General features: G+C 70.3%; 23 protein-coding genes, 1 pseudogene and 1 riboswitch. Of the genes and pseudogenes, 17 read left to right on the top strand and 7 right to left on the bottom strand.

What is annotated here, in order from left to right; genetic code table 11:
- Positions 1 to 160: 160 nt before the first annotated feature.
- The 10 genes from clsA (at position 161) to BHU15_RS32930 (ending at position 10,046) form a co-directional block, all read left to right on the top strand.
- Positions 161 to 769 (top strand): cardiolipin synthase ClsA, encoded by a 609-nt coding sequence (clsA, locus tag BHU15_RS32975; protein WP_023543059.1) that lies wholly within the window; start codon positions 161 to 163, stop codon positions 767 to 769.
- Between the two features lie 114 nt (positions 770 to 883).
- Positions 884 to 3,379 (top strand): mannose-1-phosphate guanyltransferase, encoded by a 2,496-nt coding sequence (locus BHU15_RS32970; protein WP_069630491.1) that lies wholly within the window; start codon positions 884 to 886, stop codon positions 3,377 to 3,379.
- Positions 3,380 to 3,476: 97 nt separating this feature from the next.
- A complete protein-coding gene (locus tag BHU15_RS32965) occupies positions 3,477 to 4,406 on the top strand; it encodes a DUF881 domain-containing protein (protein WP_069630490.1) in 930 nt (309 codons plus the stop codon).
- Positions 4,403 to 4,735: a small basic family protein gene (locus tag BHU15_RS32960; protein WP_023543062.1), complete on the top strand. Its 333-nt coding sequence runs from the start codon at positions 4,403 to 4,405 to the stop codon at positions 4,733 to 4,735. The genes BHU15_RS32965 and BHU15_RS32960 overlap by 4 nt, the downstream gene beginning before the upstream one ends.
- 5 nt (positions 4,736 to 4,740) lie before the next feature.
- Entirely contained in the window at positions 4,741 to 5,529 is a 789-nt protein-coding gene (locus BHU15_RS32955) for a DUF881 domain-containing protein (protein WP_031232236.1), read from the top strand.
- 151 nt (positions 5,530 to 5,680) lie between these two features.
- A complete protein-coding gene (locus BHU15_RS38785; RefSeq protein WP_245686015.1) occupies positions 5,681 to 6,526 on the top strand; it encodes a double zinc ribbon and FHA domain-containing protein in 846 nt (281 codons plus the stop codon).
- A 17-nt stretch (positions 6,527 to 6,543) separates the two neighbouring features.
- Positions 6,544 to 7,296 carry a transcriptional regulator FtsR gene (gene ftsR / locus BHU15_RS32945; RefSeq protein ID WP_069630489.1) on the top strand — a complete coding sequence of 251 codons (753 nt, stop codon included), beginning with the start codon at positions 6,544 to 6,546 and terminating at the stop codon, positions 7,294 to 7,296.
- 53 nt (positions 7,297 to 7,349) lie between these two features.
- Positions 7,350 to 7,823: a bifunctional nuclease family protein gene (locus BHU15_RS32940; protein WP_031232239.1), complete on the top strand. Its 474-nt coding sequence runs from the start codon at positions 7,350 to 7,352 to the stop codon at positions 7,821 to 7,823.
- 185 nt (positions 7,824 to 8,008) lie between these two features.
- Positions 8,009 to 8,575 carry a MerR family transcriptional regulator gene (locus tag BHU15_RS32935; RefSeq protein ID WP_023543068.1) on the top strand — a complete coding sequence of 189 codons (567 nt, stop codon included), beginning with the start codon at positions 8,009 to 8,011 and terminating at the stop codon, positions 8,573 to 8,575.
- Between the two features lie 55 nt (positions 8,576 to 8,630).
- Positions 8,631 to 10,046 (top strand): DNA polymerase IV, encoded by a 1,416-nt coding sequence (locus BHU15_RS32930; RefSeq protein ID WP_069630488.1) that lies wholly within the window; start codon positions 8,631 to 8,633, stop codon positions 10,044 to 10,046.
- On the opposite strand, the gene BHU15_RS32925 is transcribed toward BHU15_RS32930, so the two are convergent.
- Complete coding sequence (locus BHU15_RS32925; RefSeq protein ID WP_069630487.1) at positions 10,043 to 10,441, bottom strand: PRC-barrel domain-containing protein; 399 nt, start codon at positions 10,439 to 10,441, stop codon at positions 10,043 to 10,045. The genes BHU15_RS32930 and BHU15_RS32925 overlap by 4 nt on opposite strands.
- A 112-nt stretch (positions 10,442 to 10,553) precedes the next feature.
- Positions 10,554 to 10,651: riboswitch (glycine riboswitch) on the top strand.
- A 180-nt stretch (positions 10,652 to 10,831) separates the two neighbouring features.
- Between BHU15_RS32925 and gcvP the strand changes: the two genes are divergently transcribed.
- Positions 10,832 to 13,717, top strand: coding sequence for an aminomethyl-transferring glycine dehydrogenase (gene gcvP, locus BHU15_RS32920; protein ID WP_069630486.1), 2,886 nt, complete (start codon positions 10,832 to 10,834; stop codon positions 13,715 to 13,717).
- Between the two features lie 71 nt (positions 13,718 to 13,788).
- Here gcvP and BHU15_RS32915 read toward each other — a convergent pair whose 3' ends face one another.
- Positions 13,789 to 13,995 (bottom strand): DUF5999 family protein, encoded by a 207-nt coding sequence (locus tag BHU15_RS32915; protein WP_069630485.1) that lies wholly within the window; start codon positions 13,993 to 13,995, stop codon positions 13,789 to 13,791.
- 355 nt (positions 13,996 to 14,350) lie between these two features.
- Complete coding sequence (locus tag BHU15_RS32910) at positions 14,351 to 14,968, bottom strand: hypothetical protein (protein ID WP_069630493.1); 618 nt, start codon at positions 14,966 to 14,968, stop codon at positions 14,351 to 14,353.
- A 511-nt stretch (positions 14,969 to 15,479) separates the two neighbouring features.
- Between BHU15_RS32910 and BHU15_RS32905 the strand changes: the two genes are divergently transcribed.
- Positions 15,480 to 17,012 (top strand): glutamate-cysteine ligase family protein, encoded by a 1,533-nt coding sequence (locus tag BHU15_RS32905; RefSeq protein WP_069630484.1) that lies wholly within the window; start codon positions 15,480 to 15,482, stop codon positions 17,010 to 17,012.
- 51 nt (positions 17,013 to 17,063) lie between these two features.
- Here the strand turns inward: BHU15_RS32905 and BHU15_RS32900 are convergent, their stop codons facing one another.
- A complete protein-coding gene (locus tag BHU15_RS32900; protein ID WP_069630483.1) occupies positions 17,064 to 18,824 on the bottom strand; it encodes a substrate-binding domain-containing protein in 1,761 nt (586 codons plus the stop codon).
- Positions 18,825 to 18,988: 164 nt separating this feature from the next.
- Here BHU15_RS32900 and BHU15_RS32895 point away from each other — a divergent pair, with 164 nt between their 5' ends.
- Positions 18,989 to 19,789 (top strand): CPBP family intramembrane glutamic endopeptidase, encoded by an 801-nt coding sequence (locus tag BHU15_RS32895; protein ID WP_069630482.1) that lies wholly within the window; start codon positions 18,989 to 18,991, stop codon positions 19,787 to 19,789.
- 10 nt (positions 19,790 to 19,799) lie between these two features.
- Here BHU15_RS32895 and BHU15_RS32890 read toward each other — a convergent pair whose 3' ends face one another.
- A complete protein-coding gene (locus tag BHU15_RS32890; RefSeq protein ID WP_069630481.1) occupies positions 19,800 to 20,621 on the bottom strand; it encodes a PhzF family phenazine biosynthesis protein in 822 nt (273 codons plus the stop codon).
- A gap of 149 nt (positions 20,622 to 20,770) precedes the next feature.
- On the opposite strand from BHU15_RS32890, the gene BHU15_RS32885 reads away from it, so the two are divergent.
- Complete coding sequence (locus tag BHU15_RS32885) at positions 20,771 to 21,406, top strand: PadR family transcriptional regulator (protein ID WP_023543078.1); 636 nt, start codon at positions 20,771 to 20,773, stop codon at positions 21,404 to 21,406.
- A gap of 62 nt (positions 21,407 to 21,468) precedes the next feature.
- On the opposite strand, the gene BHU15_RS32880 is transcribed toward BHU15_RS32885, so the two are convergent.
- Positions 21,469 to 21,663, bottom strand: a complete 195-nt coding sequence (locus tag BHU15_RS32880) for a hypothetical protein (RefSeq protein ID WP_069630480.1) — start codon at positions 21,661 to 21,663, stop codon at positions 21,469 to 21,471.
- A 234-nt stretch (positions 21,664 to 21,897) separates the two neighbouring features.
- Here BHU15_RS32880 and BHU15_RS32875 point away from each other — a divergent pair, with 234 nt between their 5' ends.
- The 3 genes from BHU15_RS32875 to BHU15_RS32865 all read left to right on the top strand — a co-directional run bounded on the left by BHU15_RS32875 (position 21,898) and on the right by BHU15_RS32865 (position 24,737).
- Positions 21,898 to 22,449, top strand: coding sequence for a Clp protease N-terminal domain-containing protein (locus BHU15_RS32875; RefSeq protein WP_401919686.1), 552 nt, complete (start codon positions 21,898 to 21,900; stop codon positions 22,447 to 22,449).
- 84 nt (positions 22,450 to 22,533) lie between these two features.
- Positions 22,534 to 23,574: an EamA family transporter gene (locus BHU15_RS32870; RefSeq protein WP_069630478.1), complete on the top strand. Its 1,041-nt coding sequence runs from the start codon at positions 22,534 to 22,536 to the stop codon at positions 23,572 to 23,574.
- A gap of 167 nt (positions 23,575 to 23,741) precedes the next feature.
- Positions 23,742 to 24,737 (top strand): DMT family transporter, encoded by a 996-nt coding sequence (locus tag BHU15_RS32865; protein ID WP_069630492.1) that lies wholly within the window; start codon positions 23,742 to 23,744, stop codon positions 24,735 to 24,737.
- 1 nt (position 24,738) lies between these two features.
- Here BHU15_RS32865 and BHU15_RS41725 read toward each other — a convergent pair.
- Positions 24,739 to 24,849 (bottom strand): annotated as a pseudogene (locus BHU15_RS41725) (pyridoxamine 5'-phosphate oxidase family protein); the annotation flags it as partial.

The following is a 24,849-nucleotide window of genomic DNA, read 5'->3' as shown; positions in this document are numbered from 1 at the left end:
CGCCGCCGAACAACCTTTGTGGGAATGCCCCGCACCTTTTGGTGCGGGGCATTTCTGCGTTCAGGGCATACCAGGGCCGTACCCCACGGCGTCCGCCGGCGGTTCGTCCGGGTAGGGTCAGGGGGCATCGTTGGTACATCCCCGCACAGGAGGCCCCCGGGTGGAGGTTCAGGAGACCCGCGTCCAGACGGATCGGGTGTTCACCATCCCCAACATCCTGAGCATGGCTCGGCTCCTGGGTGTACCGCTGTTCCTGTGGCTCATCCTCCGTCCGGAGTTCGGTGGGCCGAACAGTGACGGCTGGGCATTGCTCGTCCTGATGCTCAGCGGGGTGACCGACTATCTCGACGGCTACCTCGCCCGACGCTGGAATCAGATCAGCAACCTGGGGCGGCTCCTGGACCCCGCCGCCGACCGGCTCTACATCCTTTCGACCCTGGTCGGCCTCACCTGGCGCGAGATCTTGCCCCTGTGGCTCACCGCGGCGCTCCTGGCCCGTGAGCTGATGCTGCTGGTGATGGTGGGAATCCTCCGCAGGCACGGCTATCCGCCTCCCCAGGTGAACTTCCTGGGAAAGGCGGCTACCTTCAACTTGATGTATGCCTTCCCGCTGCTGTTGCTCAGTGACGGGAACGGATGGCTTGCATCACTCGCCGAAGTTTTCGGATGGGCGTTCGCTGGATGGGGTACAACTCTCTATTGGTGGGCAGGGATCCTCTACGTGGTCCAGGTCCGCCGGCTCGTCAGAGCGGACAGAGTGGCCGATTGAGCTCGTCGATGTGGTGCCGTGCAGAGTCGCCGGCCCGCACCTGATGCCTGTCATACGGCCTGTCCAGATGGGTGACGTCGGCGAGACCGTCTCTTCAAGGAGGACGCTTCCGACATGAAGGCCGTCGTGATGGCTGGCGGCGAAGGCACTCGCCTTCGTCCCATGACCTCAAGCATGCCCAAGCCGTTGCTGCCGGTGGCGAATCGGCCAATCATGGAGCATGTGCTGCGTTTGCTCAAGCGGCACGGGCTCAGTGAAACCGTCGTCACCGTTCAGTTCCTCGCCTCTCTCGTGAAGAACTATTTCGGCGATGGCGAAGAGCTTGGAATGGAGCTCACCTATGCGAATGAGGAGAAGCCGCTCGGCACTGCGGGGAGTGTGAAGAACGCCGAAGAGGCGCTCAAGGACGATGCTTTTCTCGTCATTTCCGGTGACGCACTCACCGACTTCGACCTCACGGACCTCATCGCCTTCCACAAGGAGAAGGGCGCACTGGTCACGGTCTGTCTGACCCGGGTTCCGAATCCCCTGGAGTTCGGCATCACGATCGTGGACGAAGAGGGAAAGGTGGAGCGCTTCCTGGAGAAGCCCACCTGGGGGCAGGTGTTCTCGGACACCGTCAACACGGGCATCTATGTGATGGAGCCCGAGGTCTTCGACTATGTCGAGGCCGACACCTCGGTCGACTGGTCCGGTGATGTCTTCCCTCAGCTCATGAAGGAGGGCAAGCCGATCTACGGCTATATCGCCGAGGGCTACTGGGAAGACGTCGGGACGCACGAGAGCTATGTGAAGGCCCAGGCGGATGTCCTGGAGGGGAAGGTCGACGTCGATCTCGACGGCTTCGAGATCTCGCCCGGCGTGTGGGTCGCCGAGGGCGCCGAGGTCCACCCCGACGCCGTTCTGCGCGGTCCGCTCTACATCGGCGACTACGCCAAGGTCGAGGCCGACGCCGAGATCCGCGAGCACACCGTCATCGGGTCCAACGTCGTCGTCAAGACCGGGGCGTTTCTCCATCGCGCCGTCGTGCACGACAACGTGTACATCGGACAGCACAGCAATCTGCGTGGCTGTGTGATCGGCAAGAACACCGACATCATGCGTGCCGCCCGGATCGAGGACGGCGCGGTCATCGGTGACGAGTGCCTGGTCGGCGAGGAATCGATCATCCAGGGCAATGTCCGGGTGTATCCGTTCAAGACCATCGAGGCCGGCGCGTTCGTCAACACCTCGGTGATCTGGGAGTCCAGAGGCCAGGCGCATCTCTTCGGCGCGCGCGGGGTCTCCGGGATCCTCAACGTCGAGATCACGCCCGAACTGGCCGTGCGGCTGGCGGGCGCGTACGCCACGACGCTCAAGAAGGGCTCCACCGTCACCACGGCGCGTGACCACTCGCGTGGTGCGCGCGCGCTCAAGCGGGCGGTGATTTCCGCGCTCCAGGCCAGTGCCATCGACGTACGGGACCTGGAGAACGTGCCGCTGCCCGTCGCCCGGCAGCAGACAGGGCGGGGCAGCGCCGGCGGCATCATGATCCGGACGACGCCCGGTGTGCCGGACTCCGTCGACATCATGTTCTTCGACGAACGGGGCGCCGACCTCTCGCAGGGCGGTCAACGCAAGCTGGACCGGGTGTACGCCAGGCAGGAGTACCGCAGGGCGTTCCCGGGCGAGATCGGGGACCTGCACTTCCCGGCGAGCGTCTTCGACTCGTACACCGGCTCACTGCTCCGGAACGTCGACACGTCGGGAATCTCCGAGGCCGGGCTCAAGGTCGTCGTGGACGCGTCCAACGGCAGCGCCGGGCTTGTTCTGCCCAGCCTGCTCGGACGGCTCGGAGTGGACGCGCTGACCATCAACCCCGGTCTCGACGAGGCGCGGCCCACCGAGACCGTCGAGTCACGCAGGTCCGGTCTGGTCAGGCTGGGCGAGATCGTGGCATCGGCGCGGGCCTCGTTCGGGGTGCGGTTCGACCCCGTGGGTGAGCGGCTGTCGCTTGTGGACGAGCGCGGCCGGATCATCGAGGACGACCGTGCCCTGCTGGTGCTGCTCGACCTGGTCGCCGCCGAGCGGCGCAGCGGGCGGGTGGCCCTGCCCGTGACGACGACCAGGATCGCCGAGCAGGTGGCCGCGTACCACGGGACGCAGGTGGAGTGGACGACGACGTCGCCGGACGACCTCACGCGGGTCGGCCGGGAGGATTCCACGATCTTCGGCGGCGACGGCCGGGGCGCGTTCATCGTGCCCGAGTTCAGCAGTCTGCTCGACGGTACGGCGGCCTTCGTACGACTGCTGGGTCTGGTCGCCCGTACGCAGCTCACGCTCAGCCAGATCGACGCCCGTATTCCGCGCGCCCATGTGCTGCGCAGGGATCTGGCGACCCCCTGGGCCGTCAAGGGGCTCGTGATGCGACGGGTCGTGGAGGCGGCCGGCGACCGGGACGTGGACACGACCGACGGCGTTCGCGTCGTGGAGGCCGACGGGCGGTGGGTGATGGTGCTTCCGGCACCCGCCGAGGCCGTCACCCATCTGTGGGCCGAGGGACCGGACGACGCCTCCGCACAGGCGCTGCTGGACGAGTGGGCCGCGGTTGTGGACAGCGCAGGTCAGTGACCTGATGACGGTGTGCCGGAGGCGGGCGGCCGACGCCCTCCGGCACACCGATGGGGCCATTCGGCGGTAGCGCCCGCGCCGTGCGACGATGTGCGGCATGCCGCAGCAGCCCCCCGTTCGGAGCACACCTTCGCCACCCCGGCGTCCCGACGCGTCCATGTCGCTGCTGAACAACGTGATGGACCACAGCCTGGACGACGGCTACGCGGAGGCGGCGGCCCGCAGGGACGCCGAGGACGGCGGAATGCCCCGCACGCTCCGCGCCAAGCTCGGCCTCGCGGCGGGGCTCGTACTGGCCGCGCTGGTCGTCACCGTCGGCGCGGCGGAGGCGCGGATCGACGCGCCGGTCGTCGCCAAGGAACGCGAAGAGCTCATCGACCGGATCGACGCCGAGACGTCGTCCGCCGACACCCTCGAACGCACGGTGGACAAGCTCCGTGACGAGGTGAGCGCCCAGCAGCGCGAGGCGCTTCGTGACCACGGCGGCGAGCAGGGGGCGCTCGTCGCTCTCCTGGCCGGCGCCACCGAGGTCGAGGGGCCGGGCATCAAACTCGTCGTCGACGACGCCAAGTCCGCCGACGAGAGCGCCGGCGGGCCGCGTGAGAGCACCAACTTCTCGGACACGGGGCGGGTCAGGGACCGGGACATGCAGCAGATCGTCAACGGTCTGTGGGAGTCGGGTGCCGAGGCGGTGTCCATCAACGGCCAGCGGCTGACGGCCCTTTCGGCGATCAGGGCCGCCGGTGAGGCCATACTGGTCGACAACAAGCCGCTGGTGCCGCCGTACACGGTGCTGGCCGTGGGGGACGGGAAGAACCTGAGCACCGCTTTCCAGGACAGTGCCGACGGGCAGTACCTGCACTCGTTGCAGGAGAACTTCGGTGTCCGCACGAGCATTTCCGATCAGGAGACGGTGCGTCTTCCGGCGGCGCCGAGCCTGATCGTACGTACAGCAGAGCCGAAGGCCGCCGACCCGGGGAAGGGCGACGGAGGGGCCACGGCAGACACAGAGAAGGGCACATCGTGATCGCGGTACTTGGCCTCGTCGTGGGAGTCGTGGTCGGACTGTTGGTTCGACCCGAAGTGCCGGCGGTGGTCGAGCCGTATCTGCCGATCGCCGTCGTCGCCGCTCTGGACGCGGTCTTCGGGGGGCTGCGGGCCATGCTCGACGGGATCTTCGTCGACAAGGTGTTCGTGGTGTCGTTCCTGTCCAACGTGGTGGTGGCCGCGCTCATCGTCTTCCTCGGTGACAAGCTCGGGGTCGGCGCGCAGCTGTCCACCGGTGTGGTCGTCGTCTTCGGTATCCGGATCTTCTCCAACGCTGCCGCGATCCGCCGGCACGTCTTCCGGGCGTGACGCCGATGAACAGCGAAGAGAACCCGCAGAACCCGCAAACTCCACAGCCTCCGCAGGGCCAGGACGAGCCGCGGCAGATGACGGGACGTCAGCGCCTCGCCGCCGGCCTGTGGCCCCCGCGGGTCACCCGGGCCCAACTCATCGTCGCCGTCCTGCTGTTCGTGCTCGGACTCGGTCTGGCCATCCAGGTCCGGTCGACCAACGACGACAGTGCCCTGCGCGGCGCGCGCCAGGAGGACCTCGTACGGATCCTGGACGAGCTCGACGGCCGCACCGAGCGGCTGGAGGACGAGAAGCAGCGGCTGGACGATCAGCAGACGGAGCTGGAGAACAGCTCGGACCAGGCCGAGGAGGCCCGTAAGCAGACGCGGGAGAAGGAGCAGCAGCTCGGCATCCTGGCCGGTACGGTCGCCGCTCAGGGCCCCGGCATCACGCTGACCGTCCAGGACCCCGGCGACGGCGTCGACTCCGACCTGCTGCTCGACGCGATCCAGGAGCTGCGGGCGGCCGGCGCCGAGGCGATCCAGGTGAACGGGGTCCGGGTGGTCGCCGCGACGTACTTCTCCGGCAGCGGCGGCGACATCTCGGTGGACGGGAAGCGGATCGAGGCGCCGTACCTTTTCAAGGTGATCGGCAAACCGCAGGATCTGGAGCCCGCGCTCAACATCCCCGGAGGTGTGGTGCAGACGCTGGAGAAGGAGCAGGCCACGGCCACGGTGGCGGACGCCGACGAGATCGTCGTCGACGCCTTGCGACCGGCGAAGCGTCCTGATTACGCTCGGTCGTCGCAGTAGTGGGGCCGGGGCGCATGCGGACCGTGGGACCAGGGCAGAAGGTTCCGGGGGGTCGGCGCACATTCCGCATGGTGCGTGGTGGAAACTGTCTGATGGATACGGACGTTGTGATGATGTCCGAGTCGGCAGGTGTGTTCATTCAGGGTTCGTCCTGCCCCACGGGCGGGTCTGTTCAGGTCAAGGGGAATCGCCCGTGAAGTTGTTTGGAAAGTTGTTCGGCAGGAGTGCACGCGAGGACGGCGGTAACGCCCGGCATCGCGCACCACGCCACGGCCAGGAGGAGCAGAGTGGCGAGCGCCCGCTCTTCCGCGACGAGGTCGGCAGTACCGGCGGGGACAATCCGGCCGGTCACGGCGCGTCGTCTGTTGACCCCGCGAGTTCTGGCGGCATAGGTTTCGGTGGACCATCAGCCTCAAGTACGGGTGGAGGGTTTCCCCCCGGTCAGGAGGGTCCGTCCATGGCGGCCTTGCCGGTTTGTACGAGGTGCGGGCACCGCAACACCCAGGACAGCAGGTTCTGCTCCAACTGTGGCGCGCCGCTGAGGGCCGGGACGCCCGCGGAGCGTCCTTCGGAGACGACCTCGACCATCTCCATCTCGGGCCTTGAGGCATACGAGGCGGAAGCGACCGGTCAGACGGCCGCTCCCTCGCTCTCGCCGGAGGCGCAGGCCGCGGTGGACGCGCTGCCGCTCGGCTCGGCGCTGCTGGTCGTCCGTCGCGGGCCCAACTCGGGCAGCCGGTTCCTGCTGGACGGCGACCTGACGACGGCCGGCAGGCACCCGCAGAGCGACATCTTCCTCGACGACGTCACGGTGTCCCGGCGGCACGTCGAGTTCCGCAGGAGCCCGGAAGGTCACTTCACGGTCTCCGATGTCGGCAGTCTCAACGGCACGTACGTCAACCGGGAGCGGATCGACGCCGTCGCCGTGTCGAACGGTGACGAGGTCCAGATCGGCAAGTACCGGCTGGTCTTCTACGCGAGCCAGCGAGGCGTGTGACCCTTCAGGGAAGGTTCATGCTGCGACCACCGACGGGCGGTGCCGGTCACGGCACCGCCCCTACGGGTGACCGGCTGGTCAGCATCGGCATGGTGCTGAACCAGCTCAGGGACGAGTTCCCCGAGGTCACCATCTCCAAGATCCGCTTCCTGGAGGCCGAAGGTCTTGTCGAGCCCCGGCGGACCCCGTCCGGGTACCGGAAATTCAGCCCCGAGGATGTCGAGCGCCTCGCCCAGGTCCTGCGCATGCAGCGGGACCACTATCTGCCCCTGAAGGTCATCAGGGAGCATCTCGACGCCGTCGCGCGGGGTGAGCGGCTCCCTCTGCCCGCACAGGTCTCCCAGGGCCCCCAGCGGGAACTCCTCGGCTCCACGTGGGACGCGGAGCCCGAGCTGCCCACCGCCCCGAGGATCGGCCGCGCGGAGCTGCTGGCGGCCACCGAGGCGGCCGACAGCGAGCTGGCGGAGTGGGAGTCGTACGGTCTCATCGCCCCGATGGCGGAGGGCGGCTACGACTCCGAGACCGTGACCGTGGCGAAACTTGTCGCGGAACTCGGAAGATTTGGTCTGGAACCACGGCATCTGCGCGCCGTGAAAGCCGCCGCCGACCGTGAGGCCGGACTGGTCGAGCAGGTGGTCACGCCCCTGCGCCGGCACCGTAATCCGCAGACCAGGGCCCATGCCGAGGCCGCGACGAAGGAGCTGGCCACGCTCTGCGTACGGCTCCACGCGGCACTGGTGCAGACGGCTCTCGGAGTCCGGCTCACCTGATCTTGGGGGAGTCCGACTACCCAAACCGACCGGGCACGACCTAGGGTTGCTGTGTGAACGAGCTCGACGTCGTGGGTGTCCGGGTGGAAATGCCCTCCAACCAACCGATCGTGCTCCTGCGTGAAGTGGGAGGCGACCGGTACCTTCCCATCTGGATCGGGCCTGGGGAAGCTACCGCTATTGCCTTCGCCCAGCAGGGCATGGCACCGGCCCGACCGCTGACCCATGACCTTTTCAAGGACGTCCTTGAAGCGGTGGGCCAGGAACTGACGCAGGTGCGCATCACCGACCTGCGCGAAGGAGTCTTCTACGCGGAGCTGGTCTTCGCGAGCGGTGTCGAGGTGAGTGCCAGGCCGTCCGACGCCATAGCGCTCGCGCTGCGGACGGGCACGCCCATCTACGGCAGTGACGGGGTGCTGGACGACGCGGGCATCGCCATTCCCGACGAGCAGGAGGACGAGGTGGAGAAGTTCCGCGAGTTCCTCGACCAGATCTCTCCGGAGGATTTCGGGACCAACAGCCAGTGAGCGCCGAACGGTCCCTGACCGTCGTACCGGACTCCGTCCGCGCATTCGAGCAGCCTTTCCCGGCCGCGAGACACGGCAAACCACCCTCAAGGTGATTATCACTCGGCGTGCCTAGCGTGGCGATCGTTGACGCACCCGGAGGGACTGCCTACCGTCGACGGGGCAGGTCAAGGACGGAGGTCGGTGTGAGAAGCAGCGGCGACGGTACGGCGAACGGCCCGTACCCGCTTCACGGCAGGACGTCCGACCCCACGACCGACACGGTCGGCTACCGGGGACCGACCGCGTGCGCGGCGGCGGGCATCACCTACCGCCAGTTGGACTACTGGGCGCGCACCGGGCTGGTCGAGCCGAGTGTGCGCCCCGCGAAGGGCTCCGGCACCCAGCGGCTGTACAGCTTCCGCGATGTCGTCTTCCTCAAGATCGTGAAGCGCTTCCTGGACACGGGTGTCGCCCTCCAGAACATCCGGACGGCCGTTCAGCACCTGAGCGACCGCGGGGCGGACGACCTGGAGCGTATGACGCTCATGAGCGACGGCGCGACGGTGTACGAGTGCTCGTCGCCGGACGAGGTCGTGAACCTCCTCCAGGGCGGTCAGGGCATCTTCGGGATCGCCGTCGGGGTGGTGTGGCGGGACGTCGAGACGGCGCTCTCCCAGCTGCACGGGGAACGCGTCGACACCGGGGAGACCCTGATCGGCCACAACCCCGCCGACGAACTCGCCCGCCGGCGCCGTGACCGGGCCGTCTGAGCCCCGGAACGCGGGGCCCGGGCGATTGTCAGTGGCGTAGGGGAGCATCGGTGGCGTGAGACCCGCGCCGACCGTCCTGCACCTGGACATGGATGCCTTCTTCGCCGCAGCCGAGCAGGCGGCGAAGCCGAGCCTGCGCGGAAAGCCGGTCGTCGTCGGTGGGCTCGGTCCGCGCGGCGTCGTCGCGACCGCGTCGTACGAGGCGAGGCGGTTCGGGATCCACTCGGCCATGCCGATGGCGCAGGCCCGGCGGCTCGCGCCGAACGCCGCGTATCTGGTGCCGCGCTTCGCGCTCTACCGCACGGTGAGCGAGCAGGTGATGGACCTGCTCGGCCGGCTGTCGCCGCTGGTGGAGCCGCTGAGCCTGGACGAGGCGTTCGTCGATCTGGAGGCGGGCGGCTCGGCCGCCGACGAGGCCTCGGCGCGGGCGACGGGGGAGCGGCTGCGGCGGGACATCAGGGCGGTGACCGGCCTGACGGGCTCGGTAGGTCTCGCCGGGTCCAAGATGCTCGCGAAGATCGCCTCCGAGCAGGCCAAACCCGACGGTCTGGTGCTCATCGAGCCGGGCACCGAGCGGGAGCTGCTGGGGCCCATGAGCGTACGGACGCTGCCCGGGGTCGGGCCCGCCACCGGGGAGCATCTGCGGCGGGCCGGGATGACCACGATCGCCGATCTGACGGAGGCGGGGGAGGACGAGCTCGTACGGCTCGTCGGGAAGGCGCACGGCACGTCGCTGTACCGGATGGCGTCCGGGCACGACGACCGGCCGGTGGTGGCCGAGCGCGAGACCAAGTCCGTCTCCGTCGAGGACACCTTCGACGTCGATCTGCACGACCGGGTGCGGGTCAGGACGGAGGTCGAGCGGCTGGCGGAGCGGTGCGTGCGGCGGCTGCGGGAGTCCGGGCATTCGGGCCGGACCATCGTCCTCAAGGTGCGGCGGTACGACTTCTCGACGCTCACCCGCTCCGAGACGCTGCGCGGGCCCACGGACGACCCTGGCGTGGTGCGGGAGGCGGCGGGGAGGCTGCTGGAGTCCCTGGACACCACCGGTGGTGTGCGGCTGCTGGGGGTGGGGGTGACGGGGCTGACCGACTACACGCAGGAGGACCTCTTCGCGCAGGCCGCGGCGGACGCCGAAGCCGCGGGCGCCACCGGCGCCGTCGATGAGCCGGACCCCGTGGTGGTGCCGGGCGAGCCCGAGCCGCGGTCCGACACGGACGCGGTCGCCGACGAGGCCGCCGAGCGGCACTGGCCCGCCGGGCACGACGTACGCCATGCCGAGTTCGGCGCGGGGTGGGTGCAGGGCAGCGGCGTGGGGAGGGTCACCGTACGGTTCGAGGAGCCCACGTCGGCCGTGCCGGGGCGGGTGCGGACCTTCCGTACGGACGACCCCGATCTGGAGCTGTCGGAGCCGTTGCCACTGGTGGCCGTACCGCCGGACGGGGAGCCCGGCCCCAGAGGGCCCGGCTAGCGGGCCTCGGGGTCGTCGCGGCCCGCCACGTGGCCGAAGTCGCGGTCGGCCTGGCCGGACGGGCGTTCCGGGGCCGCGGGCTCCGGGAGGGCCAGCTGGTAGTGGTGGTAGAGCTGGATCTCCTGGTCCGGGGAGAGATGGCGGCCGACGCCGAAGTCCGGGGCGTCCTTGATCAGGCCGCGCTCGTACGGGACGTGCAGGGATTCGTTGCGGTAGGTGCTGGGGGCCAGGGGCACGAACGCGTCCCGGCTGAACAGTCCGGTCCGTACCGCCGCCCACTCCGGCACGCCCGTGGCATCGTCCAGATACACCTCGTCGACGGTGCCGATCTTGTGCCCGTCGCGGTCGTACGCCTTGCGGCCGATAAGGCTGCGCGGATCGATGTCGGTCTGCACGGTCCCTCCAACTGGTCGCACCTGCTCCCTCACCCTACGAAAGGGCACATCCGGGGTATCGGCCACTCGAAGTCGACGGCGAGAGTGCGCTGGTAGGCTGGTCAGTGGCTGTCGACCCCGTGCGGGAGAGCCGTCCGGTGAGACTGCCGGAGGCGCCGAAGGAGCAAATCCTCCCCGGAAACTCTCAGGCCCCTGTACCGCATGGACGAGGTCACTCTGGAAAGCAGAGCAGGTGTCGGACGGCATCCGCTCTCACCGACGGTGAAAGTCGGTCCGCCTCGCGCGAGGCGGACCGGTGAAACTCTCAGGTTGATGACAGAGGGGGAGGCCGTCCGGGCACCCGTGTGTCGGTGCCCCTCGCAGGTCGCGCCAGACCAGGAGGCCTCCCGTATGACAGCCAACCGCACACCGCTCTCGCAGCTCGAGCGAGGCACCCCCTTCGAGCGGCGCCACATCGGCCCCGACGCCGCCGCACAGGCGAAGATGCTCGCGCACGTCGGCTACGGCTCGCTCGACGAGCTGACCGCGGCCGCGGTGCCCGACGTGATCAAGAGCGCCGAGGCCCTGCGGCTGCCCGACGCGCGCACCGAGGCCGAGGTGCTGGCGGAACTGCGCGGTCTCGCCGACCGCAACCAGGTCCTCGCCCCGATGATCGGCCTCGGCTACTACGGCACCTTCACGCCGCCGGTGATCCTGCGCAACGTGATGGAGAACCCGGCCTGGTACACCGCGTACACGCCGTACCAGCCCGAGATCTCGCAGGGCCGGCTTGAGGCGCTGCTCAACTTCCAGACCGTCGTCGCCGATCTGACCGGTCTGCCGACGTCCGGCGCCTCCCTGCTGGACGAGGGCACGGCCGCCGCCGAGGCCATGGCGCTCGCCCGCCGGGTCGGCAAGGTGAAGGACGGCGTCTTCCTGGTCGACGCCGACGCGCTGCCGCAGACCGTCGCCGTGATCCGCACCCGCGCCGAACCGGCCGGGGTCGACGTCGTCGTCGCCGACCTGGCCGACGGGATTCCGGCCGAGGTGGCCGAGCGCGGTGTCTTCGGCGTGCTCGTGCAGTACCCGGGCGCCTCCGGAGCCGTACGGGACATCAGGCCCGTCGTCGAGCAGGCGCACGAACTGGGCGCGATCGTCACCGTCGCCGCCGACCTGCTGGCCCTCACGCTGCTCACCTCGCCCGGTGAGCTGGGCGCGGACATCGCCGTCGGCACCACCCAGCGGTTCGGCGTCCCCATGGGCTTCGGCGGACCGCACGCCGGATTCATGGCCGTACGCGAGAAGTTCGCCCGCAGCCTCCCGGGACGGCTGGTCGGGGTCTCCGTGGACGCCGACGGCAACAAGGCGTACCGGCTGGCGCTCCAGACCCGCGAGCAGCACATCCGCCGCGAGAAGGCCACCAGCAACATCTGCACCGCGCAGGTGCTGCTCGCCGTGATGGCGGGCATGTACGCGGTCTACCACGGCCCCGACGGGCTGCGCGCCATCGCCGAGCGCACCCACCGCTACGCGACGGTGCTCGCCGACGGCCTGCGCGCCGGCGACGTCGAGATCGTGCACGAGGCGTACTTCGACACGCTGACGGTACGGGTCCCCGGCCGCGCCGCCGAGGTCGTGGCCGCCGCCCGCGAAGGCGGCGTCAACCTCCGCCTCGTCGACGCCGACCTCGTCTCGCTCGCCTGCGACGAGACGACCGGGCGCGCCCAACTCGCCGCCGTATGGGCCGCCTTCGGCGTGACGGGCGACATCGAGGCCCTGGACAGTGAGTCACGTGACGCACTGCCGGACGGCCTGCTGCGAAGCGACGCCTACCTCACGCACCCGGTCTTCCACCAGCACCGCTCCGAGACCGCGATGCTGCGCTACCTGCGCCGGCTCGCGGACCGTGACTACGCGCTGGACCGGGGCATGATCCCGCTCGGCTCCTGCACCATGAAGCTCAACGCCACCGCCGAGATGGAGCCGGTGACCTGGCCGGAGTTCGCCGCGCTGCATCCCTTCGCGCCGGCCGACCAGGCGCAGGGCTATCTCACGCTGATCCGTGAGCTGGAGGAGCGCCTCGCGGAGGTCACCGGGTACGACGCGGTGTCCCTCCAGCCCAACGCGGGCTCCCAGGGCGAACTCGCCGGGCTGCTGGCCGTACGGGCGTACCACCGGGCCAACGGCGACACCGGCCGCACCGTCTGTCTCATCCCGTCGTCCGCGCACGGCACGAACGCCGCCAGCGCGGTCATGGCCGGCATGAAGGTCGTGGTCGTCAAGACCCGCGAGGACGGTGACGTCGACGTCGACGACCTGCACGCCAAGATCGAGCGGTACGGCGACGAGCTGGCCGTCCTGATGGTCACCTACCCCTCCACGCACGGGGTGTTCGAGGAGCACATCACCGACATCTGCGCGGCCGTGCACGACGCCGGCGGTCAGGTGTACGTCGACGGCGCGAACCTCAACGCGCTGGTGGGTCTCGCCAAGCCGGGCCGGTTCGGCTCGGACGTGTCCCACCTCAACCTGCACAAGACGTTCTGCATCCCGCACGGCGGCGGCGGCCCTGGCGTCGGACCGGTCGGCGTACGCGCCCACCTCGCGCCGTATCTGCCCAACCACCCGCTCCAGCCCGCCGCGGGCCCCGAGACGGGCGTGGGACCGATCTCGGCCGCCCCCTGGGGCTCCGCGGGGATACTGCCGATCTCCTGGGCCTACGTCCGGCTGATGGGCGGCGAGGGCCTGAAGCGCGCCACGCAGGTCGCGGTCCTGGCCGCGAACTACATCGCCAAGCGTCTCGAGCCGCACTTCCCGGTCCTGTACGCGGGTCCGCACGGGCTCGTCGCGCACGAGTGCATCGTGGACCTGCGACCCCTGTCGAAGGCGACCGGCGTCAGCGTCGACGACATCGCCAAGCGCCTCATCGACTACGGGTTCCACGCGCCGACGATGTCGTTCCCGGTGGCCGGCACGCTGATGATCGAGCCCACCGAGAGCGAGGACCTCGCCGAGCTGGACCGGTTCTGCGAGACGATGATCGCGATCCGCGCCGAGATCGAGAAGGTCGCGTCCGGGCACTGGCCGGCGGACGACAACCCGCTGCGCAACGCTCCGCACACGGCCGCCGCGCTGGGCGGGGAGTGGGAGCACGCGTACAGCCGTCAGGAGGCGGTCTTCCCGGCCGGGGTCTCGGCGGCCGACAAGTACTGGCCGCCGGTCCGCCGGATCGACGGGGCGTTCGGGGACCGCAACCTGGTCTGTTCCTGCCCGCCGCTGGACGAGTACGACAACTGACGGACGTGCGGGTGTGCGTCGGGGCCGGTACGGAGTGCGTTCTCCGGCCGGCCCCCTTCGTACGGACGGCGTCAGGCCGCCGTCATCACCTGTCCGGTCCCGGACGGCCGGTGCGGCGCGATGATCTGGCCGTCGGGCAGCAGTTCGCCGGTGTCCTCGAAGAGCAGGACGCCGTTGCACAGCAGGCTCCAGCCCTGTTCAGGGTGGTGGGCCGCGAGCCGCGCGGCTTCCCGGTCGGCTGAGTCGGCTGACGGGCAGGCTGGCTGGTGCTGGCACATGGGTGGGTTCTCTCGCTGCGTCGTGGTGAGTGTCCTGCGGCTCGATGTGTTCATGGCCGCCCCCCGATTTCTCTTGGTCCGTACCCCAGTGTTGCCCCACGGGCGTCGTTCCGCAGGGATTTCGCGGCAGCGCTCGTCTCTGCTTAAGGACGTGTCACCCGCCCGGACGGTTCAGCTCAACTGGGCCGTCCCTTCGGGTGGTTCGGGGTGGCCCGTCCGGACTAGTCCAGGCAGGCAAGCACAGAGCCCCGTGACCGGTGAGGTCACGGGGCAGTCTATGGCGCGTGGGGCGGTCGGGATGCGGTCCGGACACCGCCGGTCCGCGAACGGGCCGGAGGCCGTCCGCGGGCGGATCTCAGGCGGTGGTGCTCAGCAGCGACGCCGAGGGCGCGGTGGACGGCGGCCTGAGCGCCGAGGTCAGGCGCAGGCCCATCATCGGCAGCAGGTCGGCGACCCGGTGCGGCCGGTGGGCCACGATGCCCGGCGGCGCGGGAGCGAGCGGGATCAGCAGGTCGGCCGGTGCGGGGGCGCCGGCCGAGGCGTCCGCGTCGGTGTCCTGATGCAGCCAGAGCGTGAGCATGTACAGCCCGGGGACCGAGAGCAGCCGCGGCTGGTACGGCGACTTCAGCGTCTCGGCCTGGCGCAGCGCGGTTTGCGTGGCGGCGATGTAGGGGCCCTCGAAGAAGTGCGAGAACGCCCAGCCGTCGGGGGTGAGCATCGTGTCGGCCGCCGCGACGGCGCGTTCGCCGCTGTGGATCAGGAAGCGCCAGCCGGCCAGCCGGGTCTGTGGCGCGTCGCTGCTCGGGGCGATCTGTTCCAGTACGTGTACCGGAAGGGGCAGTTCGGGGCTCAGCGGTCCCTGGACGGACCGGAGAGCGGGTGTACGGGCCTCGCGCACGGCGGTGGGAGAACCGAGTGCCGCGAGGACGCTGCGCAGGGCGGGCGCTGGAGCCAGGGGGACATGCAGCGGCATGGTGGGTTGCCTCTCGCTCAGTAGGCACAGTGAAGCGTCGGTGGTGCGGTTGCGGATGCGGACGTCGCTGTCGGCGCACGTGGTCAGAGGAGGGCCCATGGCCGTGGCCGGGCTCCGACTCTCTGCCTCGTTCGACCAGAGTTTATACGATACGTGTTCACGGAATGTTTCTTCTAGCTCTCGCCCGTATTGCGTGCAAGGGCGTATCCGGTCCATCTCGCGGGGAATCGGCGTTGATGAACCGTGAGATGGACGGCGATCACAGGCTTGTGGCCTGGGGTTATTCGACCGGAGCGGTAGGCCGAAACTCGTCGGCGTTTTCCGCGATCTGATGCGGCAGTGAAATTGCTCACTGTCCCATGCCGAAGGAATGTGCCGTCAGGTCGTCCTGCCCACTCTACCGGGCCCGGCACGGAAACGGGGCGTTATGGATCACTCAGTCTGGGCACTATCGATCGTGAAGCGATGCCCGGTGCCGCCGGGGAAGCCGGAACGAAGGAGGGACTCATCGATGGGGGAGAAGGTCGCATCGGGCGGTACCGGCGTGTCCGATCGGCAGAATTACCGCAGGAAGCTCCACCAGTGCCTCGCGGTGCTGGGGCGGCTCCTGGGGGAGAAGCGGTTCGACCGGCCCAGGAATCTGATGGGTCTGGAGATCGAGCTGAATCTCGCGGGCTCCGACGGGATGCCGCGCATGATGAATGCGGAAGTGCTTGAGAGGATCGCGAGTCGTGATTTCCAGACGGAACTCGGAATGTTCAATCTGGAAGTGAACATCGCGCCGCACCGACTCGGCGGACGCGTTCTCGACCAGCTTGCCGAGGAACTGCGCACGGGTCTCGGATATGCCCATCGCAAAGCGAATGAGGTCGACGCCGGGATCGTGATGATCGGTATTCTGCCGACGCTCTCCCTCGACGACGTCGTCTCGACGAACCTCTCGGACGCCGACCGCTACACACTTCTCAACCACGAGATGGTGTCCGCGCGGGGCGAGGATTTCGCGCTCGACATCGAGGGCGTCGAGCGGCTCACCTGCAGTTCACCCTCGATCGCGCCCGAAGCCGCCTGTACGTCCGTGCAATTGCACCTCCAGGTGACGCCCGACCGCTTCGCCGACGTGTGGAACGCGGCGCAGTGCGTGGCCGCCGTACAGATCGCCGTCGGCGCCAATGCCCCTTTCCTGTTCGGAAAGGAACTGTGGCGTGAGTCCCGGCCGCCGCTCTTCCTCCAGGCGACCGACACCCGGCCGCCGGAGCTCCAGGCGCAGGGAGTACGGCCCCGGACCTGGTTCGGCGAACGCTGGATCGACTCCGCGTACGACCTGTTCGAGGAGAATCTGCGCTATTTCCCGCCGTTGCTGCCGATGGCCGACGACGAGGATCCGCACCAGGTCCTGGACGAGGGCGGTACGCCGCGCCTCGCGGAACTCGTGCTCCACAACGGCACCGTCTACCGGTGGAACAGGCCCGTGTACGACATCGCCGACGGACAGCCCCATCTGCGCGTCGAGAACCGGGTGCTGCCCGCCGGGCCGACCGTCACCGATGTCGTCGCCAACGCCGCCTTCTACTACGGGCTCGTCCGCGCGCTCGCCGAGGAGGCCAGGCCCGTCTGGACGCGGCTGCCGTTCGCCACCGCCGAGCGGAACTTCGAGACCGCGTGCCGCGACGGCATCGGGGCGCGGCTCATGTGGCCGCGCAACGGCCGGTCCGGCAACGGCGTCGCCGAGGTGTCGGCGGTCCAGCTCGTCCGCGACGAACTGCTGCCCCTCGCGGCGGCCGGGCTCGACGCCTGGAACGTGGAGCCGGCCGACCGCGACTTCTACCTCGGGGTCATCGAGGGGCGCTGCGAGCGCCGCGTGAACGGGGCCTCGTGGCAGGTGGACACCTTCCACCGGGCGCAGGAGGCGGGGCTGCGCCGGGAGGCGGCGCTCGCCGCCACGACGCGGCGCTACGCCGAGCTGATGCACCAGGGGGAGCCGGTGCACACCTGGCCGGTGGGCTTCCCCGCGCCGTCGCGGATGCCGGACCTGACCGTCTGACCCCCGGCTCCCGGCGCGAGTGCCGTGCGCGCGACGGCTTCCGGCGAGGGTCTACCGCTCGCTTCCGCCCAGCGACATGATCGCCTCGATCATCACCGCCTGGATGTCGGCCGGGTCGCTCACCTCGTACCCCGCGCCGCCGGTGATCTTCGCGATCTCGTGCACCTCGTCACGGTCCGCCTCCGGGCCGACCGCTATCGCGATCAGCGGGACCGGGCGCCTGGGGTCGGCGAGCTTGCGCAGCTCGTCCGCCAGCGTCGTACGTGCCGCGCCGTCGGTGTCCGGCCCGCCGGTGAGCAGGACGACCGCGTTGCACTTGCCGCTCACGTACGAGGCCTGGGCCTCCTTGAAGGCGGCCAGCGTCGTGTCGTACATCCCGGTCGCCGCCGATCCCGAACTCACGGGCGCGAGTTCGGACACGGCGTCCGAGAGGCTTTCGCGGTGCGTGGCGCCGTCCTTGGCGCGCTCGCCGAGGGGCGCCGTCTCGGCCAGCTTGCGGAAGTCCTTCGTGCCGTCGAGACCGGCCGCGTAGTCCCACAGGCCGACCTCGTCCGCCGGCGTGAACCCCTTGAGGGTCTGGAGCATCGACGCCTTCGTGACGTCCATCCGCGACTCGCCGTCCCGACCCGGCACGGGCCCCGCCATCGAGGCCGAGGTGTCGACGACGACGGTCAGCCGGGCGCTCTGCACGGTGACCGTCCACATGCCGAGCGACTCCTTGACCATGTCCGTGGTCGGCGGCTGCGCCTTCGTCAGGGCGTACGGCTGCGGGGCGCGGCCACCGGCGGCGCGGACCAGGCCCGGCGCGACCGAGGAGTGGGCCGTACGGAACCCGTGCTCCGCCATGGTGCGCTGGGCACCCTTCTCGTTGAGGAGGGAGATGAACCGCATCGCGGCCCGGCTCTCGTCCGTGGTCAGTTCGGCCTCGTCGACGAGGTTCAACGGGTAGTCCAGGACCGGCGCGGCGTCCGTCGGGTAGAAGAGCTGGAGATCGGACGCGCCGTCGGCGGAGTTGTGGGTGAACGCGGCCTGTTCGGTGAGGAAGAGCGCCTGGTTCCCCTCGCCGTTGTCCGTCGGACCTTGCGCCAGGGAGCCCACGACCACGTCGTCGGAGCCGGACACGCGCGTGGCCAGCGTCTCGGCGGTCGCGGCGATCCGGGCGTCGCCGTCGGGGCCGGCCTCCCGGGTGGAGGCGACGGCGCTGCTGAACCCGAGCAGTCCGGTGGCGCTGCGCGCCGGATCGGCCGCGCCGAGCCGTAGCGGGTCGTCGCCCGTGGTCATCGCCGTCAACTCGGCCCAGGTGTACGTCTTCCCGGGCCAGCCGAGCCTCGTGCCGGCGGACGGGATCACCGCCAGCGCCACCGGTGTGCTCGCCGCGTTGCCCGCGGGCGTCAGGGTGATGCCGTCCTCGGCGTCCAGCGCGCGCTCGACCCAGACGTCGGAGTCGGGCAGCCAGACCTCGTACTCCGGGGCGGCCGTGCCGGTGGCGAGGTCGTCGGCGATCTCGTGGTTCTCGCGGGCCTCGACCTGGACGTCGATACAGCGGCCGTCGGAGGTGACGTCGTTGCGCCGGGCGTTCTCGGCGACCGCGCGCACGGCCGGAGCGATGTCGGGCGAGGCGGCCAGGTCGATCCGTACGGCGGAGCCCGCACAGCCGTCGCCGAACGACAGCAGACCGCTGCTCGCCGCGACGCCGGTCCCCGCCGCCAGGCTCAGGACGAGCGCCGTGGCGATCAGGACGTTGCGACGGCGCGGACGACGGCCCCTGATGCTGCCCGGCGCTTCGTCGTCGGGCAAGCTGTGACGTTCCATGGCGGTGGTGCCCCTCCTTGACCTGAACAAGGAAAATGGGGGGATCCCGGCCCGCTGAATGGCGCCCGTCCCCCGGCCTGTCGCGCGCGATCTTCGTACCCGCATTCGAGACCCTAGCGGGACGGGAAGGGGCTTGAGGCGCGATTAGTCAACTGGAGGCAGCTGTGCAGACGGAGGCGGGCCGCGTGGCCGATTCTCTTCCCCAAGAAGGCCTGTCGCGCGGGATGTTGCGCTCCGAGGTACTGATCGTCCTGGCGCTGTCGCTGGGCGCGAGCGGGCTGTCCGCGCTGATCAGCTTTATCGGGTCGGTCACCAAGCCCGGCGGCCTCAGCGAGCAGGCGGCCAACCTCAACAGTTCGCACGCGCCGGGGCGGCCCTGGCTGGATCTCACCTGGCAACTGTTCGGTATCGCCAGCTCACTGGTGCCTGTGGTACTGGTGGCGCACCTGTTGCTCCGGGAGGGCAGCGGGCTCCGCGATCTGGGATTCGACAGGCGCCGGCCGTGGTTCGATCTCGGCCGTGGCGCGCTGATCGCCGCCGGTATCGGCAGCGCCGGGCTCGCCTTCTACATCGCCACGCGTGCGGCCGGGGCCAACCTGACCGTGGTGCCGGAGTCGCTGCCCGAGGTGTGGTGGAAGTACCCGGTCCTGATCCTGTCCGCCGTGCAGAACTCCGTACTCGAAGAGGTCATCGTCGTCGGGTATCTGCTGCGCAGACTCGGGCAGTTGGGGTGGACGCCGATGGCCGCCCTGATGGCCAGTTCGGTGCTGCGCGGTTCGTACCACCTGTACCAGGGCATCGGCGGCTTCATCGGGAACATGGTCATGGGCGTGGTGTTCGTGCTGGCCTACCGGCGCTGGGGACGGGTCGGGCCGCTGGTGGTGGCGCACGCGCTGCTCGACATCGTGGCGTTCGTCGGATACGCGCTGCTCGCCGGCCATGTGAGCTGGCTGCCCACGCCCTAGGGGCGGGGTCTCAGGGTGCCGCGAGGAGTTCGCCGTCGATGACGGTGACCGCGTGGCCCGTCAGCAGTGTCCGGTCGCCGCGCAGTGAGGTGCGCACCAGGCCGGTACGGGCCGAGCCCTGGAGGCCGGTCAGTTCGGCGCGGCCGAGCCGCGCCGACCAGAACGGGGCGAGCGCCGTGTGCGCGCTGCCCGTGACCGGGTCCTCGTCGATGCCGACGCCGGGGAAGAAGCCGCGCGACACGAAGTCGTAGCCGCCGGCCGGGTCCTCGGCCGCCGCCGTGACGACGATGCCGCGCCGGGAGAGGGCGGCGAGGGACGGCAGGTCCGGGGACAGCTCCCGTACGGTCCGCTCGTCGGCCAGTTCCACCAGCAGGTCCCCGATGTGCTCCGCGGTGTCGTGCACCGAGAGCGGGACGGCGCCCAGGGCGGCCGCGACGCCGTCGGGGATCGTGACCGGGGTCAGCGAGGACGTCGGGAAGTCGAGCGTCACAGCCCCGTCGTCGTCCGCCGTCGCGCCGAGGACACCGCAGCGCGCCGCGAAGCGGATCGCGCCGGTCGCCAGCCCGGTGGTGTGCAGGACATGGGCGGTGGCGAGGGTGGCGTGCCCGCACATGTCGACCTCGGTCGCCGGGGTGAACCAGCGCAGGGCCCAGTCCGCCGCGCCGCCGGGCGGCAGCGGGTGGGCGAACGCCGTCTCCGAGAGGTTCACCTCCGTGGCGACCCGCTGGAGCCAGTCGTCGTCGGGGAACGGGCCCGGCTGAAGGATCAGCACCCCCGCCGGATTGCCGGCGAAGGGGCGGTCGGTGAACGCGTCGACGATTCGGATTCGCATGAGCCTGACCGTAGGGAAGGGCAAAGGCGCAGGCCAAGGCCAATTCGGGACGACTGGCCTCGAAGGGGGTTGCTCAACGAACTGTTCCGATATATCGTTGAGGCATCGCGATAGGTTCGCGACTGATCACCGATGGAAGGAGCGTAGCGATGCGTTCACATGGACACGAACACGATCACGGACATGGGCAGTGCGGGCCCGGCCATCGAGGCCGGGGCGACTTCGAGGGGCGGCGCGGGGCCTTCGGGCCGTTCGGGCCGAACTTCGGACCGCCGTTCGGCGGGCCCTTCGGAGGCGGCGGCCGAGGCCGCGGCGGAGGCAGGGGCAGGGCGCGGCGCGGCGATGTACGCGCGTCGATCCTGGCGCTGCTGAAGGACCGGCCGATGCACGGCTACGAGATGATCCAGGAGATCGGCGAGCGCAGCTCAGGCGCCTGGCGCCCGAGCCCCGGCTCGGTCTACCCGACCCTCCAGCTGCTGGAGGACGAAGGTCTCATCGCCAGCCGGAGCGAGGGGGGCAAGAACCTCTTCACGCTGACCGACGCCGGCCGCACCGAGGCCGAGGCCGGCCCCGACGCCCCGTGGGAAGAGGCCGGGCGCGGTGTCGACTGGGAGACGATGAACGAGATCCGGCAGGCCGGCTTCGGTCTGATGGAGGCGTTCGGACAGGTCTGGAAGACCGGCTCCGCCGACCAGCGGCAGAAGGCCCTCGCCGTCATCAACGACACCCGCAAGAAGCTCTATCTGATCCTCGCCGACGACGACGGATCGACGAAGTCCGAGTAACAAGGGCGCGTATGTGCCCCCTGGGTCCCGTGACGATCACCGAGATCGTCGCGGGGTCTTCGTCATGTCCGGGCCGCGGGCAGGAGCCGCCAGAACTCCGCCGAGTCGAAACGGTCGCTCGCCCGGGGGTGCGGGCCCTCGTCGTGGCAGTGGAACGCGGCCCAGAACACATCGCCGCGCAGGGCGTCGGCGGGGGCGTACACCCGGTACACGTACTGCCGTCCGTCGACCGCGAGGAGGGCGACCATCCAGTACATCGGATCTGCTCCCGGCGGTCGTCGCGGCATCGTCGTACCAGAGGGACGAGCGGCCCCGGTGCGACGGTTGCGGGTGCGGCGCGAGGCAATGCGGCGCGCGCCCCCGCGGTGTGTTGATGCCGGATCTCATTCGTAAGGAGGAGAGGTCGCACGTCTGTGCACGACTTCGGTGGGATGCTCGAATGCTCCCCGCCGGGGATGTCCTGCCCACCGGTCGGGTGATGGGGTGGGAGAGTGCAGAGCCCTACCCCGTGGTTGCCCGAACAGTCCGATTCGACCGTTGTCTCCGCCGTATCGATCCGCGCGGACATCGACGCCGGACTCTCCGCCGCGCTCGCGGCCGTCGTGTCGGGAGCACGCAGGCGGGCGCACCGTGACGGCGACCGGCACATCGACACCGCCCATCTCCTCCACTCGCTGCTGGAGTCGGACTCCGAGGTGCGCGCGGCGTTCGACGGCGGGCCGCAGGTCGCCCGGGTCCTCGGCTATCTCGTCCAGCGCAGCATCGGCTACGGGCTGCGCTGGCAGGGGACGGTGGAGGAATCCGGCGCCGTGCCCATCGTGTCGGCGCCGGGAGTCGCCGGCTGGTCGCCGTCGGCCGTCCTGGTCATGGAAGGCGCCGTCGAGCGCGCCCGGCGGCGCGGCGAGCCTCGCGCGGGCGGTCTCGATCTGCTCACCGCGCTCGCCTCCGACCATGCCTGCCGCGCGGTCGAGGTGCTGGAGCGGGCCGGAGTGGACGTGCGCGCCCTCACCAGCCGTATCGCGGACGCCTCTCACGGAATGTGACCCTCTCGTGAGCTATGAGTGACGGCTCGTCTCGACAGGCGTGAAAGTGTCTTAGCTCCTGACGCCGACTGACATGATGTGCTCATGCACGCGTCTCAGGGGAGAAGCGTCGGCCTGGGACTCGCGCTCTTGTCGGCCTTCGCGTTCGGTGGATCAGGTGTCGCGGCCAAGCCGCTGATCGAGGCGGGGCTCGACCCACTGCATGTGGTCTGGCTCCGGGTCGCGGGCGCCGCGCTCGTGATGCTGCCCATCGCCTGGCGCCACCGTGATCTGGTCCGCCGCAGGCCCGCGCTGCTGGCCGGCTTCGGGCTGTTCGCCGTGGCGGGTGTGCAGGCCTTCTACTTCGCCTCGCTCTCCCGGATCCCTGTCGGTGTCGCGCTGCTCGTGGAGTACCTGGCGCCGGCGCTGGTCCTGCTCTGGGTGCGGTTCGTCCGGCGCAGGCCCGTCAGCCGCGCCGCCGCCGTCGGAGTCGTCCTGGCCGTCGGCGGACTCGCCTGTGTGGTCGAGGTGTGGGCCGGGCTCTCCTTCGACGTGATCGGCCTGCTGCTCGCGCTCGGCGCGGCCTGCTGCCAGGTCGGCTACTTCCTCCTCTCCGACCAGGGCGGCGACCCGGCGGACCCGGCCGAGGCCGTCGACCCGCTGGGGGTCATCGCGTACGGGCTGCTCATCGGCACGCTCGTGCTCACCGTCATCGCCCGGCCGTGGGGCATGGACTTCGCGCTGCTGACCGGCGGCGTCGACATGGGCGGTTCGGACATCGCCGCGCCGCTGCTGCTCGGCTGGATCGTGCTCGTGGCGACCGTGCTCGCGTACGGCACCGGCGTGGTCAGCGTACGCAGGCTCTCGCCGCAGGTGGCCGGGGTCGTGGCCTGTCTGGAGGCGGTGATCGCGACCGTGCTGGCGTGGGTCCTGCTCGGCGAGCACCTCTCGGCGCCGCAGATCCTGGGCGGATTCGTCGTGCTGGTCGGTGCGTTCATCGCCCAGACGTCCACGCCGCAGCCGACGGCGCGGGCCGGGGGAGTGGGCGACACGGAGTTGCTGGGCGCCGAGGCGGGCGAGGCGGGCGAGACGGCAGAAGTGGTCGGCGAGGGGGACGGGTTGTCCGCCGGACGGACGGCGACATAGGCTGCCGATCATGCGACTCACCGTACTTCCGCCTCCCGCCGCCTGACCGCGGGCGGCCATCCGCTGACGAAGACCGGGCTCGGGCAGTCCCCGAGCGGCTCGTCGCTGCCCGCGACACGCAGTGAGCGACCACCAACCCGTTCTTCACACGGAGAAGTCACGTGTCGATTTCCGCACCCGCAACACCCGCCTCACCAGCGGCAGGCCCCGGCCTGTCCGTCGGGCGCAGCCTCTTCTATCTCGTCGTCGCCGGTGTCGCCTGGGGCACCGCCGGCGCCGCCGCCTCGCTCGTCTACCGCGTCAGCGACATCGGTCCGCTCTCCCTCTCCTTCTGGCGCTGCGTCGGCGGACTCGTGCTGCTCCTCGGGGCGCTGGCCCTGCGCCGCAGGCGCGCGGCGACGGCCTCCGTACAGACGCGCGCCGCCGAGCCGCGCCGCCGCCGGCTGATCCGCGTCCTCGGTACGGGCATCGGCCTCGCCGTCTTCCAGAGCGCGTACTTCGCCGCCGTCGAGGAGACCGGACTCGCCGTCGCCACCGTGGTCACCCTCGGCGCCGGCCCCGTGCTCATCGCGCTCGGCGCGATGCTGACCATGGGCGAACGGCTCGGCGGCAGCGGTCTGTTCGCCGTCGTCGGCGCGCTGGCCGGCCTCGCCGTCCTGGTGCTCGGCGGCGACGGGGCGACGGTACGTCCGCTCGGTATCGCGTACGCCGTACTGGCGGCGGCCGGTTACGCGGCGATCACCCTGCTCACGCGCCGGCTCGGCCAGGACGGCGGAAAGACCGACGCGCTGTCCACCACCGCGTGGGCCTTCGCCGTCGCCGCGCTGTGCGTCGCGCCGCTCGCGGGCGCCGAGGGACTGCTGCCGCACACGAGCGAACCGGCCCAGGTGCTCTGGCTGTTGCTGTACGTCGCCGCCGTACCGACCGCCCTCGCGTACGCCCTGTACTTCGCGGGCGCGGCTGTCGTCCGTGCCGCGACCGTCTCCGTGATCATGCTGCTGGAACCGGTGAGCGCGGCGGTCATCGCGGTCGTGCTGCTGGGCGAGCGGCTGACCGCCGCGACAGTGGTCGGGACGTTGCTCCTGCTCGCCGCCGTGGTGGGCCTCGCCACCGCCGAGGCGCGCCTCGCGTCGGGCCGCCGGAAGGCGGCGGCCCCGGCGTGAGTCAGAGAACGGAGAGATAGTCGGGGAGGCCGACGGCCGGGTCCAGGTCGTCGGCCGGGACCGGTGTGCCGTATCCGCGTACGACGGGCACCACACCGGTCCAGTGGGGGAG

Source organism: Streptomyces niveus (genome assembly GCF_001723055.1).
In the GTDB taxonomy this organism is placed as follows: Bacteria; Actinomycetota; Actinomycetes; order Streptomycetales; family Streptomycetaceae; genus Streptomyces; species Streptomyces niveus.
This window is presented reverse-complemented; position numbering and strand designations above follow the sequence as displayed.